The sequence below is a fragment of the Tenacibaculum sp. Mcav3-52 genome, from assembly GCF_022347665.1.
Lineage (GTDB): Bacteria > Bacteroidota > Bacteroidia > Flavobacteriales > Flavobacteriaceae > Polaribacter > Polaribacter mesophilus.
Map to the genome: position 1 here is coordinate 712428 of NZ_JAKRGE010000001.1, position 19611 is coordinate 732038.

At 31.6% G+C, this 19611-nt stretch carries 19 protein-coding genes and 2 tRNA genes; 11 read left to right on the plus strand and 10 right to left on the minus strand.

The window, feature by feature from the left end; genetic code table 11:
• Positions 1-27: 27 nt before the first annotated feature.
• From MHM83_RS03330 to MHM83_RS03340, 3 genes are read right to left on the minus strand one after another with little or no spacing between them, the layout of a single operon-like run.
• Positions 28-906, minus strand: coding sequence for a hypothetical protein (locus tag MHM83_RS03330; protein WP_073182437.1), 879 nt, complete (start codon positions 904-906; stop codon positions 28-30).
• A gap of 47 nt (positions 907-953) precedes the next feature.
• The gene (locus MHM83_RS03335) at positions 954-1856 is read right to left on the minus strand and encodes a hypothetical protein (protein WP_073182438.1); all 903 of its coding nucleotides are present in this window, start codon (positions 1854-1856) and stop codon (positions 954-956) included.
• Between the two features lie 45 nt (positions 1857-1901).
• Positions 1902-2462 carry a class I SAM-dependent methyltransferase gene (locus MHM83_RS03340; RefSeq protein WP_047788176.1) on the minus strand — a complete coding sequence of 187 codons (561 nt, stop codon included), beginning with the start codon at positions 2460-2462 and terminating at the stop codon, positions 1902-1904.
• A gap of 208 nt (positions 2463-2670) precedes the next feature.
• On the opposite strand from MHM83_RS03340, the gene MHM83_RS03345 reads away from it, so the two are divergent.
• Entirely contained in the window at positions 2671-3210 is a 540-nt protein-coding gene (locus MHM83_RS03345; RefSeq protein WP_231128364.1) for a ComF family protein, read from the plus strand.
• Between the two features lie 54 nt (positions 3211-3264).
• Positions 3265-4860: an Ig-like domain-containing protein gene (locus MHM83_RS03350; RefSeq protein WP_239178384.1), complete on the plus strand. Its 1596-nt coding sequence runs from the start codon at positions 3265-3267 to the stop codon at positions 4858-4860.
• A 108-nt stretch (positions 4861-4968) separates the two neighbouring features.
• Here the strand turns inward: MHM83_RS03350 and MHM83_RS03355 are convergent, their stop codons facing one another.
• Both MHM83_RS03355 and MHM83_RS03360 read right to left on the minus strand, forming a co-directional pair.
• Positions 4969-5187 carry a hypothetical protein gene (locus MHM83_RS03355; protein WP_159488855.1) on the minus strand — a complete coding sequence of 73 codons (219 nt, stop codon included), beginning with the start codon at positions 5185-5187 and terminating at the stop codon, positions 4969-4971.
• A gap of 10 nt (positions 5188-5197) precedes the next feature.
• Positions 5198-5689, minus strand: coding sequence for a DinB family protein (locus MHM83_RS03360; protein WP_167712532.1), 492 nt, complete (start codon positions 5687-5689; stop codon positions 5198-5200).
• Positions 5690-5901: 212 nt separating this feature from the next.
• On the opposite strand from MHM83_RS03360, the gene MHM83_RS03365 reads away from it, so the two are divergent.
• Entirely contained in the window at positions 5902-6858 is a 957-nt protein-coding gene (locus MHM83_RS03365) for a helix-turn-helix transcriptional regulator (protein ID WP_167712531.1), read from the plus strand.
• Here the strand turns inward: MHM83_RS03365 and polA are convergent.
• Positions 6855-9677: a DNA polymerase I gene (gene polA, locus MHM83_RS03370; protein WP_239178386.1), complete on the minus strand. Its 2823-nt coding sequence runs from the start codon at positions 9675-9677 to the stop codon at positions 6855-6857. The two genes, MHM83_RS03365 and polA, sit on opposite strands and share 4 nt — an antisense overlap.
• 172 nt (positions 9678-9849) lie before the next feature.
• Here polA and MHM83_RS03375 point away from each other — a divergent pair, with 172 nt between their 5' ends.
• Positions 9850-11073 (plus strand): metallophosphoesterase, encoded by a 1224-nt coding sequence (locus MHM83_RS03375; RefSeq protein WP_073182443.1) that lies wholly within the window; start codon positions 9850-9852, stop codon positions 11071-11073.
• An 88-nt stretch (positions 11074-11161) separates the two neighbouring features.
• Entirely contained in the window at positions 11162-11455 is a 294-nt protein-coding gene (locus MHM83_RS03380; RefSeq protein ID WP_047788184.1) for a thioredoxin family protein, read from the plus strand.
• Here the strand turns inward: MHM83_RS03380 and MHM83_RS03385 are convergent.
• Both MHM83_RS03385 and MHM83_RS03390 read right to left on the minus strand, forming a co-directional pair.
• Positions 11452-12081: a polysaccharide deacetylase family protein gene (locus MHM83_RS03385; protein ID WP_239178388.1), complete on the minus strand. Its 630-nt coding sequence runs from the start codon at positions 12079-12081 to the stop codon at positions 11452-11454. The genes MHM83_RS03380 and MHM83_RS03385 overlap by 4 nt on opposite strands.
• 4 nt (positions 12082-12085) lie before the next feature.
• On the minus strand, positions 12086-15199 hold the full coding sequence (locus MHM83_RS03390) for a glycosyltransferase family 117 protein (protein ID WP_239178390.1): 3114 nt from the start codon (positions 15197-15199) through the stop codon (positions 12086-12088).
• Between the two features lie 216 nt (positions 15200-15415).
• Here MHM83_RS03390 and MHM83_RS03395 point away from each other — a divergent pair.
• From MHM83_RS03395 to MHM83_RS03410, 4 genes are all read left to right on the plus strand, one after another.
• A tRNA-Gln gene (locus MHM83_RS03395) sits at positions 15416-15486 on the plus strand.
• A 95-nt stretch (positions 15487-15581) separates the two neighbouring features.
• Positions 15582-15652, plus strand: a tRNA-Gln gene (locus MHM83_RS03400).
• A 112-nt stretch (positions 15653-15764) separates the two neighbouring features.
• The gene (locus MHM83_RS03405; RefSeq protein ID WP_239178392.1) at positions 15765-16142 is read left to right on the plus strand and encodes a hypothetical protein; all 378 of its coding nucleotides are present in this window, start codon (positions 15765-15767) and stop codon (positions 16140-16142) included.
• Positions 16143-16246: 104 nt separating this feature from the next.
• Entirely contained in the window at positions 16247-16729 is a 483-nt protein-coding gene (locus MHM83_RS03410; RefSeq protein WP_239178394.1) for a DUF4252 domain-containing protein, read from the plus strand.
• A 92-nt stretch (positions 16730-16821) separates the two neighbouring features.
• Here MHM83_RS03410 and MHM83_RS03415 read toward each other — a convergent pair whose 3' ends face one another.
• Positions 16822-17169 (minus strand): arsenate reductase family protein, encoded by a 348-nt coding sequence (locus MHM83_RS03415; protein ID WP_239178396.1) that lies wholly within the window; start codon positions 17167-17169, stop codon positions 16822-16824.
• 121 nt (positions 17170-17290) lie between these two features.
• On the opposite strand from MHM83_RS03415, the gene MHM83_RS03420 reads away from it, so the two are divergent.
• On the plus strand, positions 17291-17746 hold the full coding sequence (locus MHM83_RS03420; RefSeq protein ID WP_239178398.1) for a DinB family protein: 456 nt from the start codon (positions 17291-17293) through the stop codon (positions 17744-17746).
• A gap of 52 nt (positions 17747-17798) precedes the next feature.
• On the plus strand, positions 17799-18947 hold the full coding sequence (locus MHM83_RS03425) for a cystathionine gamma-synthase (RefSeq protein WP_239178400.1): 1149 nt from the start codon (positions 17799-17801) through the stop codon (positions 18945-18947).
• Between the two features lie 52 nt (positions 18948-18999).
• Here MHM83_RS03425 and MHM83_RS03430 read toward each other — a convergent pair whose 3' ends face one another.
• Complete coding sequence (locus MHM83_RS03430) at positions 19000-19608, minus strand: superoxide dismutase (RefSeq protein WP_047788194.1); 609 nt, start codon at positions 19606-19608, stop codon at positions 19000-19002.
• Between the last annotated feature and the right edge of the window lie 3 nt (positions 19609-19611).

Genomic DNA, 19611 nt, shown 5'->3' on the forward strand with positions numbered 1-19611 from the left:
TTTTATTAATAATTAATAGTTATGGTTTTATCTTAGCTTTATTGTTGTATTTCCAGAATAAACACCATCAACAAAAGCACTAATTATATACTTTCCTTTTTTAATATCGTCTCTGTTTACTAATATTAAAGATACAAGACTTAAACGGTTATTGTTGTAGTTAACTTCTAAAGAGTCTGTGTATTGAACTTTTTGTCCGTTTTTTAAGTCAGTTTTACCTTTAGGAGCGATTACATTTTTGTTTTCATCAATAATTTGAATGTATACGCGTTTTTCACCAGCACTAGTAATTGGGTTTTCTAACAAATCGAAATTAATTCTAAAAGCATCAGTTCTGCTAGATCTACTTGTAGATGTTAGCTTTCCACTACTTCGTTCTTTCATTGCAATAGCTTTTACTGGACTAGTTTTAATAATTCCACCAATAGCTACTTTTGCCTCTAATTCTTTGTTTTTTTCTGTTAGAGTTTCATTTACACTATCTTTTTGTTGTAAAATTTCATTAGCAATAACATTTTCTTGTGTTAAAGCATCGTTAGCACTGTTTAAAGAATCTATCTGAATGAAAAGTTTCTTATTCTCACGTTCTAAGCTAGCAATTCTACTTCTGTACTTTCTTATAAGTCCAAAGTTATCAGATTTTAAGAGTTTTATTGAGTCTCTTAAGTTCTTCATTTTAATTAGCTCTACTTCTAACCTGTCAGCTAAACGTTTTTTACCAACAACAACATCTGTGTAATCTTTAATCATTTCGTCTAGATCTTGTTGTAACTCAGCTTTTTCTTCTAAAAAAATATTTTGAAGGTTTTCATTTTCATTTGATTTTTGATGAGAATAAAAAAATAGGAAAAGTAATAAGATAATTAATACTAAAATTAAAACATTTTTGGTTTTTTGTTGATTCATAAGTTAAGGGGAAATTGATTATATTAAGTTATTTATTAAGGGGTGTTTTACTTTAATGCTAGAGATTTATTACCAGTATAAATACCGTTCACAAATGTATTTATATGGTATATTCCTGCATTAATTTTATTTTTTATATTGATAAAAGAAATCATAGATAGTTGTTCGTTATTGTATTCAGCTATTAAAATATCACTACACCATATTTTTTTATTGTTTTGTAAATTTACTTCTTTATATGGGGCAATCACATTTTTATTCATATCTGTTATTTGAATGTAAACTTCTTTTAAACCAGGTGGTGTTACTTTATTTTGCATTAACTCAAACTCTATTTTAAAAGCACTTACTTTTGTCGATTTTGAAGTAGATGTAAACTTTCCGTTTCTTTTTTTTCTCATTGCCTCTGCTTTTATAGAAGAAACTTCAATAAGTTCAGCAGTGGCTATTTTTTTCTTTAAAGCTAACTTTTCATTACTTAAAAAACGATTTATGTTGGTAAGTTTAGTGTTTTGTTTTTCTTTTATTAATAATGCTTCTTTAACACTATCGTTCTTTATAATTAGTTTGTTATTTATAGTGTTTAAGTGACTTACTTCAGTAAAAAGCTTTTTGTTTTCTTCAATAAGTACTTTTGTTCTCTTCCTAAAATACCCAATAAATTTATAGTCTACTTGTTTTAGGTTTTTAATAGAATCTCTTAGTTGAATTACTTTGTTAAGCCCACCTTTTAGCTTTAATGAATATTCATTTTTTTTATAGCTAGCTTCTTCATAATCCTCAATAATGTTTGTTAATTCGCCCTCTAGTTCTTTTTTTTCAAGTTCAAAAATTGCCTTGAGTTCAGAATAGTCTCTAGCATTTTGATAAGACAAAAAACCAATAACAAGTATTAGTAAAATTAAGAAGGCAACAAAACTATTATTTTTTATTTTTGAGACTATCATCATTTTAAAGGGTATAAAAAAAGGGGACGCTCTGTGCTAATATACTATTTATTTTTTAACACATTTATAAATAAAAGCAGGTGGAAAGTTTAATGGTTCAAAGCTCAAATTTATGTTGTCTCCAAAAACTTCTTTTAGTTTTTTGTAGTAAGTTAAGCTATACTGATATTGAATAAATAGTCCTGATGGAGCTAAAAAGTTATAGCTTTTTGTTAAGATAGCGTGCGATATTTCTTTTGGGATTATGGTAAGGGGCAAGCTAGAAACAATGTAGTTGGCTTTTGAAAAACCAAGCTTTTGTATTTCAAGTTTTATGTTTTCTGCAGAAGCCTTTAAAACAACTAATTGTGGATGTTGTATTTTTTTTAATTCTCTATAGAAAGCATCATTTATTTCAAAACATATTAATATGGTGTTGGGTTGAAGTTTTTTTAGTAAATATTGTGTTATGGCTCCGTTTCCAGGTCCTAACTCTACAATAACTTCAGCAGATTTAAAATCAATTTCTTTTAGCATCTTGTTAGCTAGGTATCTAGAGCTTGGAACAACTGTGCCTGATGTTTTGTAATTTTTTACAGCTTCTTTAAAAAAATTAAACTTTTTACTCAAAATATAATTTATTGTTGTTTTTTGTATCTTCCTATGTTAAAAAAGGCTTGTAAAGATGCAATTTTTAAAAGAGATATTCTACTTATTCTACCCCAAATTATGTGTAAATTGTGAAAAAACGTTATTACAAAATGAAACACTTCTCTGTGTTATTTGTAAAAACGACTTGCCAATTATAGACGATAATAAGCATATAAATGTTACATTAATGTCAAATTTTTATGGGAAAGTACCAATACAAGCAGTACATTCTTTTCTTTTTTACAGGAAGAAAGGAGTTACCCAAAAATTGATCCATCAATTAAAGTATAAAAATCAGCCAGAAATTGGAATATTTATTGCTGACTGGTTTGGAGAACGATTAAAAACATTAAATACTTTTATAGATATAGACTATATTATTCCAGTACCATTACATTTAAAAAAGCTTAAAAGTAGAGGATATAATCAAGTAACCATGTTTGGAAAACGATTAAGTGATATTTTGAATGTAGAGTATAAGCCAGATATTCTTATAAGAACTTCCAAAACTAAAACGCAAACATTAAAACAACGATTTGAACGGTTTTCTAATAACAAAACAAAGTTTAAACTTGTTGATACAACACTTTTTGAAAATAAACATATTTTACTTATTGATGATGTTATTACAACAGGAGCAACATTAGAAGCTTGTGCAAACGAACTTTTAAAAACGCAAAACATAAAGATAAGTGTTGCTACAATGGCGTATACACAAAAAGACTAATATCATTCCATCTTAATTTACTACTTTTGAAAATGGATTTTAAACCAATAATTTGTGAAAAATAAACACTTTATTTTAGTAACTCTTTTCGCTTTTTTAATAAGTAGTTGTGCACGTAAAGGACGACCAGAAGGAGGTCCAAAGGATGAAACCGCACCAATAATGGTTACTGCAAATCCTCCTTATGAAACTATTCATTTTAAAGATGATAACATTCGTATTTATTTTGATGAGTATATTGTTTTAAAAGACCTACAAAAACAGTTGGTAGTTTCTCCGCCAATGAAAAATCCACCGTTAATTACACCACAAGGAACACCAAGTAAGTATATTAATATTAAAATATTAGACACGTTACAGAAAAATACCACCTATACTTTTAACTTTGGAAATGCAGTTCAAGATAACAACGAAAACAACAAGTTAGAGAGCTTTAAGTATGTGTTTTCAACAGGAGACTATATTGATTCTTTAAAAATTAAAGGTGCAGTAGCTGATGCTTTTGATAAAAAAGAGGTGAAAGAAGTTAGTGTTTTGTTATATAAGATTGATAGTACCTACAACGATTCTATTGTTTTTAAGAAAAAGCCAAATTATGTAACAAGCACGCTAGATTCTACAAATTTTGAGTTTAGTAATTTACGTGAAGGAAAATATTTAATGCTAGCATTAAAAGAGCCTTCAAGTGATTATATTTTTAATAGTAGAACAGATAAAATTGGTTTTGTAGTAGATACAATTACGTTACCAAAAGATACTTTGCTAAATAAACCTATTCGTTTTTTTAAAGAAATTCAGCCATATGAGTTTAAAAGAGGAAAAGAAGTAACAAAAGGAAAAATTCAGTTTGGTTTTGAAGGGAAGCAGGAAGATATGAGTATTGAACTGTTATCGGAAGTTCCGCAAGATTACAAGTCGTTTACTCAGTTTGAGGAAGATAAAGATACACTCAATTATTGGTATACACCTGTAGAGAGAGATTCATTGAATTTTATAGTAAATAATCAGAATTTTAAAGATACTGTTACAGTGTTTTTAAGAAAAAAGAAAATTGACTCTTTATCTGTGTCATCTAGTGTAAGTGGAGTTCTTAACCTGAAAGATACTATGTTTATTAAAACAAATAATCCAATTGTTTCTTTTGATAAATCGAAGTTTTCATTGATAGATAAAGATACTGTTGATGTCCCTTTTGAGTTGAAAAAGCAGTCGATTAATAAACTAGCTGTATTGTTTGAAAAGAAACCTAAATATGGATACATTTTTAAAGGCTTACCTAAAGGAATAACTGATGTTTTTGAAACTACAAACGATACGTTAGATTATAAATTCACAACGCGTACTGTGGAAGATTATGGAAGTATTGTTTTGGATGTTAAAAACGAAACAGAATATCCTGTTATTATTGAATTATTAAGTCAAGATAAGGTTGTAGAAAAAAGGTATCTTACTTCTTCTAAAAAGATAGAATTTATCTTACTAGAACCTAAGGAATATAGTGTTAGAGCTATAGTTGATGAAAATAATAATCGTATGTGGGATACTGGAAATTTCTTATTAAGAAAAGAGCCAGAGCAAATTATCTATTTAGAAACTGTATTTAAACTAAGGGCTAATTGGATACAAAACGAAACATTTGTAATAAAATAGATAATATCATCTTGAAAGAGTAAAGAAACCGAATAGAGAAGCAATTAGTTTCTTCATTCGGTTTCTTATTTACATTATATTTACTGTTTCTAGAAAATATTACTGTTTTTACAACAATTCTTCACAATAAAAACCATGATGTTGTATTGCTTTTAAAATGGCATCAGCTTTAATCATTTGAGTCTCTACCCGAAGAATATTATCGCAATCTTCTAAGTCAAAATTCCAGCGGTCATTTTTGGTAATCAAACGATTTAAAGTAGGTTGAACAATTTTAATTTCATTGTTTTTTGTAATGGATGTCTTAAATACCAAAACTGTTTTCATTTTAGTTTGATTAACGTTCATAAAAATATGGAGGTTCAATATCTAAAGCGCGCAAATACACATAGGCTTGTCCGCGATGATGGATTTCATTGTCAATAAAATAGAATATTGATGACCAAACAGTACCTTCATATTGACCAAAGATTTTAATGTTTTGTTGAAACTGCTCTGGTTTTATCTTAGCCCAATAAGTGTTTATTTCGTCAGTAGCCTTGTCCCAGAGTTCAATAATTTTTGCTTTTTTGTTACCGTGGTCAACCCTTTCAATTAATTCTTGAATTTCTCCAGTAGCAATTTCTTTAATACCAGGTCCAGCTATACCTAAAAGTTCCATAACCATATCAGCAAAAGTACGCATACCTCCTATAGAGTAATTAAAAAAGGCTTCCTCAGGAAAAGCTTCAATAGTTCTTCGGGTTAAACCTCGATGCCCTTGCCAATGTGCTAATAACTCAGAAGGTGTAATTACTTGTTCTAATAATGTGCTTGTTTTTGATTCCATAATTGTAATTTTTATTATTTGAAATCAAAATTAATATGGGGTGGTGACAGCTTTATGTCAGTAGAAAAAAAATAAATCTTAAAAAGACTATTGACAAGCGGTTGTCACTTACTGTATGTTACTTTGTATAAAGTATAGTTATTATGTTGAAGCTAAAATTTAAAAAATACTTCAGCCTGAAATCCTATCTTTGGGAAATATGTTATAGCATTATGAGTTTAGACACGGTAAAACGTTTTGATAGAATTGTGGCAGTACTTATTCAGTTACAATCTAAACGTATAGTAAAAGCACAAGAATTGGCTGATAGATTTGAGGTGAGCCTACGTACTATTTATCGTGATATACGAACCCTTGAAGCATCAGGTGTGCCCATAATAAGTGAGGCTGGTGTTGGTTATTCTATTATGGAAGGGTACCGTTTGCCTCCTGTTATGTTTACTAGAGAAGAAGTAGGAAGTTTTGTGGCTGCCGAAAAACTAATGCAGAAGTTTGTAGATAAATCATTAGGAAATTATTATGAGTCTGCTATGATGAAGTTAAAATCAGTGTTGCGTGGTCGTGAAAAAGATTGGATTTCTGCCTTAGAATCACAAATATTAGTGGACCCTACAAATAAATTGTTCAACGATAGTTTACCAAATGCACTTGAAACCTTGTTTGAAAGTATTGCTGAAAAAAGGCAGGTATTTTTAAAATATCAGGCGGTAAATAGAGAAACACCTTCTGAACGTTTTGTGGAACCTGTGGGTATTTATCACGAATCAGGATTTTGGTATGTATTGGCTTTTTGCCATTTAAGAAGTGACTACAGGCAATTTAGAACCGATAGAATGTTAGCAATAAAATCAACTCAACATAGTTTTACTAGAGAACACATTACGTTAGATGAATACCGTAGTCAGTATGAAAATATACCAAAAACAAAAGTTGTTATTTCCGTTGATAAAAGTGTGGTGCGATATATTAACAATAGTAAAATGCAACACGGTTTTGTCTCTGAAAAAGTAAAAGGAAACCAAGTGGAAATGACATTCATGACATCTTATGTTGAACACAGTTTTTCAAGATGGTATATTGTGTTTTCAGATTATGCTAAAATCATTGAACCTGAAAGTTTAAAACTTCAGGTAAAAGAGATTTTAGCAAAGGCAATTACTAAACTTTAATGCGCCTCTAACCAGTTTGCTCCTGTATCTATTTCAACATCTAACGGAACGCTCATTTTAAAGGCGTTTTCCATTTCCTGTTTAATAATCGGTTTAATAATATCTAATTCATCTTTATGAGCATCAAAAACCAATTCATCGTGTACTTGTAGTAACATTTTCGACTTGAAGTTTTCTTGCTCAAATCGCTTGTAAATATTAATCATGGCAAGTTTAATGATGTCGGCAGCAGAACCCTGAATAGGAGCGTTTACCGCATTCCTTTCTGCAGCACCACGAACAATAGCATTACGAGAATTGATGTCTTTTAAATAACGGCGACGATGTAAAACAGTTTCCACATATCCGTGTTCACGAGCAAAATCTACCTGCTTAGAAATATAATTTCGTAGTTTCGGATAGGTTGCATAATAGGTGTCAATCAACTCTTTTGCTTCTTTACGAGATAAATCGGTTTGATTACTCAATCCGAAAGCAGAAACTCCATAAATAATTCCGAAGTTTACAGTTTTAGCATTGCTACGTTGCTCGCGGGTTACTTCCTCAATAGGAACATTAAATACTTTTGCAGCAGTAGAAGCGTGAATGTCTTCACCATGTTGAAAGGCTTTAATCATGGTTTCTTCCTCACTTAAAGCAGCGATAATTCGTAATTCAATTTGACTGTAATCAGCCGCTAGCAATACATAGTCTTCATTTCTCGGAATAAAAGCTTTACGTACTTCTTGTCCACGTTTTGTACGGATAGGAATGTTCTGTAAGTTCGGATTGTTAGAACTTAAGCGTCCTGTAGCTGCTACAGCCTGAGCGTATACGGTATGTACTCTTCCAGTTTTAGGGTTAATTTCATTAGGAAGTGCATCAACATAAGTGCTTTGTAGTTTTTTATACTGACGATATTCTAAAATATCAGCAACTATTTGATGATCTTTCGCTAAATAAGAAAGTACATCTTCTGCTGTAGAATACTGCCCTGTTTTAGTTTTTTTAGGTTTATCAACTAGTTTTAACTTGTCAAATAAGATAGGACCTAATTGCTTTGGAGATGCAATGTTAAATTCTTCACCGGCTTGTTCGTATATGTTTTGCTCAAGTTGTGAGATGTCTTTAGATAAGGCTTTCGAAAGTGTTTTTAAGAAGTCAGTATCTAAATTAATACCTTCAATTTCCATAGCTGTTAATACAGAAACTAATGGTGTTTCTACTTCGTTGAATAACTTGGTAACATTGCCACTTTCCAACTCCTTAGAAAAGTGCTCTTTTAATTGATAGGTGATGTCTGCATCTTCAACTGCATATTCGGTTTGTTTTGGTAACTCAACTTGTCGCATTGAAAGTTGATTTTTACCTTTTTTACCAATCAATTCTGTAATAGAAACTGGTTGATAATTTAAGTAGGTTTCAGCAAGTACATCCATATTATGACGCATATCAGGATTGATAAGGTAATGCGCAATCATGGTGTCAAACAAATTCCCTTTTACAGGCATGTTGTAATTTGACAATACTTTGATATCGTATTTTAAATTGTGGCCTATCTTTTCAATGTTTACAGCTTCAAAAAATGGACGAAATTCTTCTAAGATAACTTTTGTTTCTTCTTGATCTTCCGGAAATGAAACATAATAGCCTTTACCAGCTTCCCATGAAAAAGCAATTCCAGTTAGCTCAACTTCTAAGGCCTTTAATCCAGTTGTTTCAGTATCAAAACACACAGAATTTTGTTGCATTAATTTCTCTAACAATAATTTTCTTGAAAGAGGTGTTTCTATTAATTGATAGAAATGATTCGTATTTTCAATGGTTTTAAAACCGTTAATATTTGTGTCTTTAGTAGCGCTTCCACTACCAGGAGTTGCAAATAAATCAAATTGACCTGCAGCACTAGTCTTTGTTGTTTTAGGTATTTCTAATGCAGCAGTAGTTTCTTCAGAAGGAGCAAATGTTTTTAAGAAGTTTTCCGTTAAACGACGAAATTCTAATTCAGTAAAAATTTCTTTGGTAGCTTCAACATTGGGTTGCTCAAAAACCAATTTATCCAATTCTAACTCAACAGGAACATCTAGCATAATGGTTGCTAGTTTTTTAGAAAGCAAGCCTAATTCTTGATTAGCTTCTACCTTTTCTTTCATTTTTCCTTTTAACTCATGGATGTTTTCAAACAAACCTTCCATACTACCATAAGCAGCAAGAAATTTCTTGGCTGTTTTTTCACCAACACCAGGTAATCCAGGGATATTATCAACAGAATCCCCCATCATTCCTAAAAAGTCAATTACTTGTAACGGGTTTTCCACACCAAACTTAGTTTTCACTTCTTCAACACCCCACTTTTCATATCCATTTCCCATACGAGGTGGGCGGTACATAAAAATATTATCAGAAACCAGTTGAGCAAAATCTTTATCAGGCGTTACCATGTAAGTGTGTAGTCCTTCTTTCTCAGCTTTTTTAGCCAGCGTACCAATAATATCATCGGCTTCGTACCCTTCTTTTACAATGGCAGGTATGTTCATGGCTCCTAATATTTTTTCAATGTAAGGAACAGCTAAACGAATGGCTTCAGGTGTTTCTTGTCGGTTTGCTTTATAATCTTCAAAAGCTTCAACGCGGTCAGTACTTCCTCCTTTGTCGAAACAAACGGCTAAATAATCTGGCTTTTCACGCTTTATTACATCTAGTAAAGAGTTGGTAAACCCCATAATAGCTGAGGTGTCTAACCCTTTAGAGTTGATACGTGGGTTTTTAATAAAGGCATAATATCCTCTAAAAATTAAAGCATACGCGTCGAGTAAAAAAAGTCGTTTTTGATTTGCCATGTTAAGTCTTAAGCCTATTGAAATAAAATGTTGATATCGATTTGTTTACAGAAAAAGTAGAAAAACTATCGTTTCTATGAACTTTGGAGGTAAAGCTACAAAACTTTAACAAGATGTTAAAAATCAATTTTAAGAATCGCAGTATCTTTGTTTCTCCTTAAAAATGAAATAGATGTCTCGTTGGTTAGTAACAGTTATTATAATATCCGCAATAATTATTGTATTTGAAGCATATGCTTTTCAAGCAATAAAAACACTTACAAGAAGTAAAATTATTCGTTATGGATGGTTGTTAATTGGGGTATTAGCTTACATACACTTTTTTTATGTAATTTTTGGTTACGATAGAAGCTCTGGACAAACAAGAGAGTTTCAATGGGCAATGGGGATGCTTTTACTTGTTTTAGTTCCTAAGGTGGTGATTTTTTTATTAATGTTTGGAGAAGATGTGGTTAGATGGTCTCAAAAAGGAATCTCATTTTTGTTTAAAGAAGAAACCAAAGACTTGGTTGGTAGAAGAGCTTTCATATCAAAACTAGCTTTAGGACTGGCAGCACTACCGTTTGCAAGTATGTTGTATGGTATTTTTAAAGGAAAATACAATTACAAAGTGCTTAAATACCAGTTAAGTTTTAAAGACTTACCAGAAGCTTTTGATGGTTTTACCATATCTCACATTACCGATATTCACTCAGGAAGTTTTGATAATAAAGAAAAAATTAAATATGGAGTAGATTTAATTAACGAGCAAAAATCTGATATGATTTTATTTACGGGAGATATTGTAAATAATTTTGCACACGAAATGGATGATTGGATTTCTGTTTTTTCAAAGTTAGAGGCACCTGTTGGAAAATACTCAGTATTAGGTAATCATGATTATGGAGATTATTCTGATTGGAAAACACCAGAAGATAAAAAAGCAAATTTCAAAGCAGTAAAAGATATTCATCCAAAAATAGGATTTGAATTATTATTAAATGAGCATAAATACATTGAAAAAGACGGACAAAAAATAGCATTGATTGGAGTAGAGAACTGGGGAAAGGGCTTTAATAAAGCAGGAGATCTTAAAAAAGCATCAGAAGGGGTAAGTAAAGATGATTTTAAAATTTTACTGTCCCACGACCCAAGTCATTGGGAATATAAAATAAAACAAGACGATTTTAATTATCATTTAACTTTAAGCGGACATACGCATGGTTTACAATTTGGGATTGAAATTCCTGGTTGGATAAAATGGAGCCCATCAAAATATGTTTATAAACAATGGGCAGGGTTATATAAAGAGTTTAATAGGTATATTAATGTGAATAGAGGGTTTGGTTACCATGCCTTTCCTGGTAGAGTAGGGATTTGGCCTGAAATTACCGTAATTGAGCTAAAAAAAGCTTGATTTTTCAGTATTTTTAAGATTATCATAATAATTACCTAACAAAAAATTAGTAATTTTAGGCACTTTACTGATAAAACTTATGCAAAAGATGACAAAGTTTGGTGAAATTATAAGCATTAACAAACCTGTGTTAATCGATTTTTATGCAGATTGGAGTGAACTAGAACCTAGTTTAGATACACTTCGTGATGTAGCTGCTGCATTAGGAGACAAAGCCAAGGTGATTAAAATAGATATTAACAAGAATGAAATTCTTGCAGATGCCTTACGTGTTAAAGGAAATCCAACTTTTATGATTTATAAAAATGGAGAGATGAAATGGCGCCAAACTGGAGAGCAAGACGCTAATACGTTAATAGGCTTAGTTCAGCAGTTTGTTTAAGAAATTGCCTTAAACTTATAACCTTGTAACGAAAATTCTTCTAGAACTTTTGGAAGCACATAATATAACTTGTCGCTAGCCTTTATACTATCGTGAAAAACGATAATACTCCCATTTTCTACATTTCTGAGTACATTTTGTAAACATTTTTCTTTAGTAATAGTCGGGTCAAAATCTGCTGACAATACATCCCACATAATAATTTTATAACCATTGGCAAGAAGTTGTTTGGCTTGTTTTCTTTTTATTTTTCCGTAAGGAGGGCGAAATAGTTTTGTTTTTTGATGCGATAATAAGTTTTCGCATTTGTTTATGTTGTTAATGTAAGTTGTATTGCTGTTTTTCCAGCCGTTTAAATGATTAAAAGTGTGGTTTCCTACCGAATGTCCTTCATTAACAATTCTTGAAAAAACAGCGGGGTATTTTCGAATATTATCACCAATACAAAAAAAAGTAGCTTTTGCATTGAATAGGTGAAGTTGGTCAAGTACAAATTCTGTTACTTTTGGAATAGGTCCATCATCAAAGGTTAGAAATATTTCTTTTTGAGTAGAAAAAAAAGACCACGTATATTTAGCGAATAAACGTTTAAGTATACGTGGTGTCTTTATAAAATATAACCTCATTAAATTAAGGCTTAATAGTATCGAGTTCTTGTGGAAGCTCAGGCTCTTCTTCAGGCATTAAATGACTAAATAGACGAGCATGTGTTATATAATCTTCAAAAAACTTTTTACCATAATCTTCATCTTTGTCATATCGAGTAATTTGCTGAACTAAGTTTTGATACATGTACAGAGTTGTTTCTAAATTATCGATGATTAAATCAATGTCCTGAGTATTAAATGTGCTATAATACTTTAACTTCTGTTGGAAAATATCAGCTAAGGTTTCGGCAGTTTCTCTAGCTTTATTAATATCACCAATACGATAATACAGTTCTGGATAGCCTAAAGAGAAATTGTAGTGATCAAAATCTTTAATAGGCATTTTGTGTAACGATAAATCTAACACGTCTTTTGCATTTACAGAATCTCCTTTTTGTAAGAATTCTTCAGATAAACGAATTAAGTTATTACGTAATGAAATTGCGTTACGCTTACTTTGCTCATCTAGGTAAATTTCTCCGTTATTGATTGTTTTCCAATCCCATTTTTTAACATTGTTATACATTTTTTCAGGATCTATGCGTCCCATGTCAAAAATTGTTCGCCCTTTATTAGATGTTTTTATAGGTACTAATTTGTACGCCATTCCATCTAATTGTAAGTAATCTTTTAGCCAAATGTATTCTTCATCAGCATTTGCACCACCAGTAAAGTAAATAGGTCGCTTCCAGTCGAAATTATTTAAAATGTCTAGCATTAAAAGTCTTGCTTTAGATAAACCTCTATCATCAACAGTAATGTCAATATAATCTACCATTTTATCAGCATCTTTTTGTGCTACTAATCCAGTTTTTAAAGCATTTTCTTTGTTAACAGGAATACGAATTCTGTTGGTTGGATAAAATTTTTCCTTAGCGCCATCTCCTGCGTCTAAATAAGTGGCATCATTATCACTAGCTATCCAACGCATAAAATCTTTTATATTAAGTAAAGAATCTTTTAACTGTGGAAGTGGGTAGTAGTATGCCATATCCAAGGTTCCATACTTGTACTGATCGTGTGTTAACTGTGATGGAATAGGGTCAGCATCGTAGGTTTTCTTTTTCATTTGATCGATGTACCAATCTGTTTGAAAAAGACTTGTATTTACTATTTTAATATCTCTACGTACACCTTCTACTTGCTGCATATACCAAAGAGGAAACGTATCGTTGTCTCCAATAGTAAAGATAATCGCATTCGGGTCACAACTTTCTAGATAGGTTTGTGCATTTAGTTGTGCTAAATAACGGTCAGCTCTATCGTGATCATCCCAATTTTGGAAGCCCATTAACGTAGGAACAGCTAGTAATGATACTACTGAAACAGCAATAGCAATTACCTTTTTAGGAGCATACTTTTTAAAGTAATCATAAAGGGCAAGTACTCCAAAACCAATCCAAATAGCAAAGACATAAAAGGAACCAACTACCGCATAATCACGTTCACGAGGTTCAAAAGGTTTAGGGTTGGTGTAAAATATAATAGCTAATCCTGTGAATAAAAAGAACAGTGTTAGCACATAAAAATTCTTCTTATCTCTATTGAGTTGATATAACAAGCCAATAAGCCCTAAAATAAAAGGCAAAAAGAAGTAGGTGTTACGTCCCTTGTTGTTTTTAACATCATCTGGTAAATTTTGTTGAGAGCCTAAGCGAGCTTCATCAATAAAATTAATACCGCTTAACCAGTTTCCATTTTCAATGTCTAAATGTCCTTGAATATCGTTTTGGCGACCTACAAAATTCCACATAAAATAACGCCCGTACATATATCCAAATTGAAAATCAACCATGAATTTTATGTTTTCTAAAAACGTTGGACGTCTTTTACTTCGAGCAGGAATTCCAGCAATACTTTTGTATTGTTGTTCAGAAGCAGGATTTACCATACGAGGAATAAACCCTTTGTGTTTGCTTGAGTAATTAGGAAGTACATTTTTGTACCTGTTTACAATAACATACTTGCCATCTATTTTTTCGTACTTAGGTTTATCGTCTTTATAAGGATTGTCGGCATCTTGTTCTCTATCGTAAGCTACAGAATAGTAATTATCATAAAAAACATTTGCATCACCATATTGTTCACGATTGTAGTATGCTAGTAGTTCACGCGCACTTGATGGGTTGTTCTCGTTAATAATGGTATCAGCATTCGCACGTATTGGTAACATTAACCAAGACGAGAAACCAATCATTATGAATAATACTGAAAGTACTAAAGTGTTTGCAGTAACCAAGTTCTTTTTACGTGTATATTTTAATCCGTAAAAGAATAAAGCTATTAAAACAATTCCAGCTATAATAGTTCCTGAATTATAAGGTAGTCCTACTTGGTTGATAAAGAATAACTCAGCAACACTAAAGAATTTTAAAGTGAAAGGGAATAAAAACTTAAACACAAACGCTAAAACTAATATTGCAACTAGCGTAGCAATTGCCGTTGTTTTGATGTTGATATCCTTATATGTTTTGAAGAAATATACCAAAACAATTGATGGAATTACTAATAAGGATAATATGTGAACTCCAAAAGATAATCCAACTACAAAACTTATCAATACCAACCATTTATTTCCTCTAGGAGTATTTAATTCACTTTCCCATCGTAACCCTAACCAAAATAGTAGCGCCATTAAGAAAGAAGACATAGCATACACTTCCCCTTCAACAGCACTAAACCAAAAACTATCTGAAAAAGTATACGCTAAAGCACCTACTAATCCGCTTCCTAATACAGCAATAGCTTCATTATTACCTAACTTTCCATTTTTTATAGCCATTCTTCTAGCTAAATTGGTAATTGTCCAAAACATGAAAAGGATAGTAAAAGCACTTGCCAATCCAGACATAAAGTTGACCATTTTTGCCAACTGACTAGGGTCACTAGTAAACATAGCGAAAAAAGCACCCAACATTTGAAATAAAGGAGCACCAGGAGGGTGTCCAACTTCTAAATTTACAGCAGTTGCGATATATTCTCCACAATCCCATGAACTCACTGTGGGTTCAAGAGTTAAGGTATAAGTGATTAACGCTACTGCAAACGAAACCCATCCTAAAATGATGTTCCACTTTTTATAGTTAAACTCAGTCATAGTTTTTTATATAGATATAAAGTACGAATGTATTAATTACTAATGATTTTTTCGTTGAAAACAAAAATATAATTTTAACAGTTTCTCTAAAATAGCGACTTATATAAAGTTCTGTTAAATGAAATTTTTGAGGTTGAAAAAGAAGTAAACGAAAAAAAGCATAAAAAATTTGCTGAAATATAATTTTGTTCTATATTTGCACCCGCAATAAGCAATTGGCCTATGGTGTAATGGTAACACACCGGTTTTTGGTACCGATATTCAAGGTTCGAGTCCTTGTAGGCCAACAAAATCCTTACGAGTTTCGTGAGGATTTTTTTATAAAAAGTGTTTAATGATTTCTAAATATAAAACTTTGTTTTTATATTTGCACTGTAAACATTGGCCCATGGTGTAATGGTAACACACCGGTTTTTGGTACCGATATTCAAGGTTCGAGTCCTTGTGGGCCAACTAAAAAGTCTTAACTGAATAAGTTAAGACTTTTTTTTGTGTTAACAGTTAACCAAATTTATAATGAGTATAATTGGGGTTGTTATTAATAAATTAAATTAAGGATTGCTATATGGTAAGTATTGAAAAGGTAAAAAAATACTCAATTGAAGAACTTATAGAGTATATATATAATAATAAAATAAGTAAAGATACATTTATCAATGCTTATGATAAAAGTTCTTTAACTATAAAAGAAGCAGAAAGTCTGCTTTATAATATTGATGTTTCTTACAAAAGAATTAATGAATCTTTAGAACTTGAATTGAAGCTTTTTTATGTACTAGTTCCTTTTGGTGTTATTAATATATTTCTTCATTCTCATAATTCAGATATTAAAAGATTTGAAACATTTAAGTTTAAAAGAAAAATTAGGCAATATTATCTTTATTCTTCAGTAGGTAGTATTGCTTACATAATAGGTGGAATACTTATAGGAATATTCTTTTAACCAAAAAAGCAAATAAAATACCTCAATAAAAATTATTAAACACTAATATAATTTTTATGTAACAAAACATTAGTCATTTCGTCTTCAATTAAAACACTATTATTATGAAACGAATTGCAACCATCTTTTTCTGCTTTTTTGTGTTAAGTTCTTTTGCACAAAAAGAAAACTTTAAAACATTTTACCAATCTAATAAAGATAGAGCCGAGGTATCTTTAAATATTCCTAGTTTTTTTGCCAACATGTTCATCTCTGATGAAGATACTGATGAGTTTGGGGTTTTCTTAAAGAGATCTAAAAACTATAAAATCATGGTGTTCAATAACAACATGGCTTCAGTGCAAAAAGATTTTAAAAAGTTTGCACGAAGAAATAAATTGAAAACTTTAGTAAGAGTTAAGGATGGCAACGAAAGAGTTACGGTGTATTTTAGAGAGACAAAAGATCGTATTAAAGAAATTATCGTCAATGTTCATGATAAAAGTGATGAAATGGTATTATTAGGAATTAAAACTAATCTTACCATGGATGAGTTATCCGCTATGGTAGAAGCATCTACAAAAAATAAAAGCATAGCTTCAAATTAAAAAAGAATTCTATGTTCCCTAAGCGTAGTCGAAGGGAAGTATATAAATTTATAAGAAACTCCGACTGTAAAATGTCGGAGTTTTCTTGTTTTTTAACCCACAAGTTCTTTTAAGCTTTCTACTACCTTCTTACTGTTTCCAATAAAAATTTGGTTGTCAACAATAAAAACAGGGCGCTTTAAAAAAGTGTATTCATCTAAAATATACTGACGATAGTCTGCTTCACTAACATTCTGATTTTTTAAATCCATTTCTTTGTACAATTTTGCTCTTTTGTTAAATAGGCTTTCGTAACTGTCGGTCATGGTGCGCATTTCTTCTAATTGAGCAACTGTAATCGGATTGGTTTTTATTTCTTGCTTTTCAAATCCGTCAAGATTTACTTCCTTTAAAATTCTTCGACAGGTATCACAAGTTTGTAAAAAATAAACTTTCTTCATAATCATGTAAGCTTTTATTATATTAACAATAGATTTGTTTTTAACCATTAAATAACAAACACTCATTGTAGGTTTTCATGGCTAAATAGGTATCTTTGAAATAGCTAAAATAACTAGAAAAATGAACAAACAATTTGAAGTTTTAAAAAAATCGAGAGCGTTAGTTTTAAAAAGAATAGAAGGTCTATCGCATGAACAATTACATATAATTCCAGAAGGATTTAATAACAATATTGCTTGGAATGTGGCGCACTTAGTGGTTACTCAGCAACTACTACACTATAAACTATCAGGATTGGATTGTTTAGCACCTGATGAGTTAATTGAAGGATACAGAAAAGGAACCTTTCCTACCAAAGATTTTACTGAAGAAGAATTTGATGAAGTAAAAGAACTGTTAATTGGATTACCAGATACTTTACAAGAAGATTTTGAAGAAGGAATTTTTAAAGAATACCAAGAGTACGAAACCAGTACAGGTTTTGTGATAGATTCTTTTGAAAGCGCTATGGCTTTTAATAATTTACACGAAGGAATGCATTTAGGAATTATTATGAACTTGAGTAAATTGGTTTAGAGTTCTAATAATTTAATGTTGTTTCTGGAGTAAGTTGAATAAATACTAACAGATGAAATTCAATACGAAAACAATACATGGAGGTCAAAAGCCTGAAGAAGCTACAGGTGCAGTAATGCCTCCTATCTTTCAAACATCCACTTATGCACAGTCGAGTCCAGGTGTTAACAAAGGATATGCGTATTCACGTTCAGCTAATCCAACGCGTACTGCTTTAGAAAGTGCGTTTGCTACTCTTGAAAACGGAACACACGGATTTGCTTTTTCCTCTGGTTTATCAGCGATAGATTGTGTGTTGCGAACTTTAAATCCGGGTGATGAGGTAATTGCTGGAGATGATATTTATGGAGGGACGTATCGAATGTTTACGAACATGTTTGAAAAATACGGATTGCAATTTCGATATGTTGACATGAACGAAGTGATGAATGTAACCAATGCTATTTCTGAAAAAACAAAACTCATTTGGATTGAAACACCAACCAATCCGCTGATGAAGATTGCAGATATTGAGGAAATCACTAAAGCAGTAAAAGCAAAGAATAAAGATATTCTAGTAGCTGTTGATAACACATTTGCAACCCCTTATTTACAGCGTCCGTTAGATTTGGGAGTTGATATAGTGATGCATTCGGCAACAAAATATTTAGGAGGGCATTCTGATTTGGTGATGGGAGCTTTAATGGTAAAGGATGCTAAACTTGCAGAACAATTACATTTTATTCAGTTTGCAGCAGGAGCTATTGCAGGACCTATGGATTCGTTTTTAGCACTACGTGGAGTAAAAACCTTACACTTACGTATGCAGCGTCACTGTGAAAATGGAAAAGCAGTAGCACAATATTTATTAGAACATCCAAAAGTAAGTGAAGTATTTTATCCAGGGTTAGAAAAACATCCAAATCACGGAATCGCCAAAAAGCAAATGGATGATTTTGGAGGCATGGTTTCTTTCCGTTTAAAAGATCAGAGTAAACAAGCAGCCTTATCTTTCTTAGAAAATACTAAAATTTTCACCTTGGCAGAATCACTAGGAGGAGTAGAGAGCTTGGTAAGTCACCCAGTAACGATGACGCATGCATCAATTCCTGAAGCCGATCGTTTAAAAATAGGAATTACCGATTCTTTAATACGATTGAGTGTTGGAGTAGAAGATATAGACGATTTATTGACCGATTTAGAGCAGGCACTTTCTAAATAAAAAAAACCGAAATACATTGTACTTCGGTTTTTCTATACTGCAAAAGCTAAAATTATTTAGCTGCAGCATATCTTCTTTCTACTTCGTTCCAGTTGATTACTTTAAAGAAAGCTTCAATGTAATCAGGACGACGGTTTTGGTAGTTTAAGTAATAAGCGTGTTCCCAAACGTCTAATCCTAAAATAGGAGTTCCGCCACAAGTAACACCTGGCATTAATGGGTTGTCTTGGTTAGGAGTAGAGCAAACTTCTACTTTTCCTCCTTTGTGTACACATAACCAAGCCCATCCTGAACCAAATTGTGTAGCAGCTGCTTTAGAAAAAGCATCGATAAACGCTTCTTTTGAACCAAATTCAGCTTCGATAGCATCTTTTAATTCTCCAGATAAATAACCTCTATCTTCTGGGTTCATTACTGTCCAGAATAAAGAGTGATTGTAAAAACCACCACCATTGTTACGAACACCAGCGTTGTTCATGTCTAAGTTAGTTAAAATATCTTCGATAGATTTTCCTTCTAAATCAGTACCTTCAATAGCAGCATTTAATTTAGTAGTATATCCGTTGTGGTGCTTGCTATGGTGAATTTCCATAGTTCTAGCATCTATATGTGGTTCTAAAGCGTCGTAAGCGTATCCTAATTCTGGTAAGTTAAAAGCCATAAT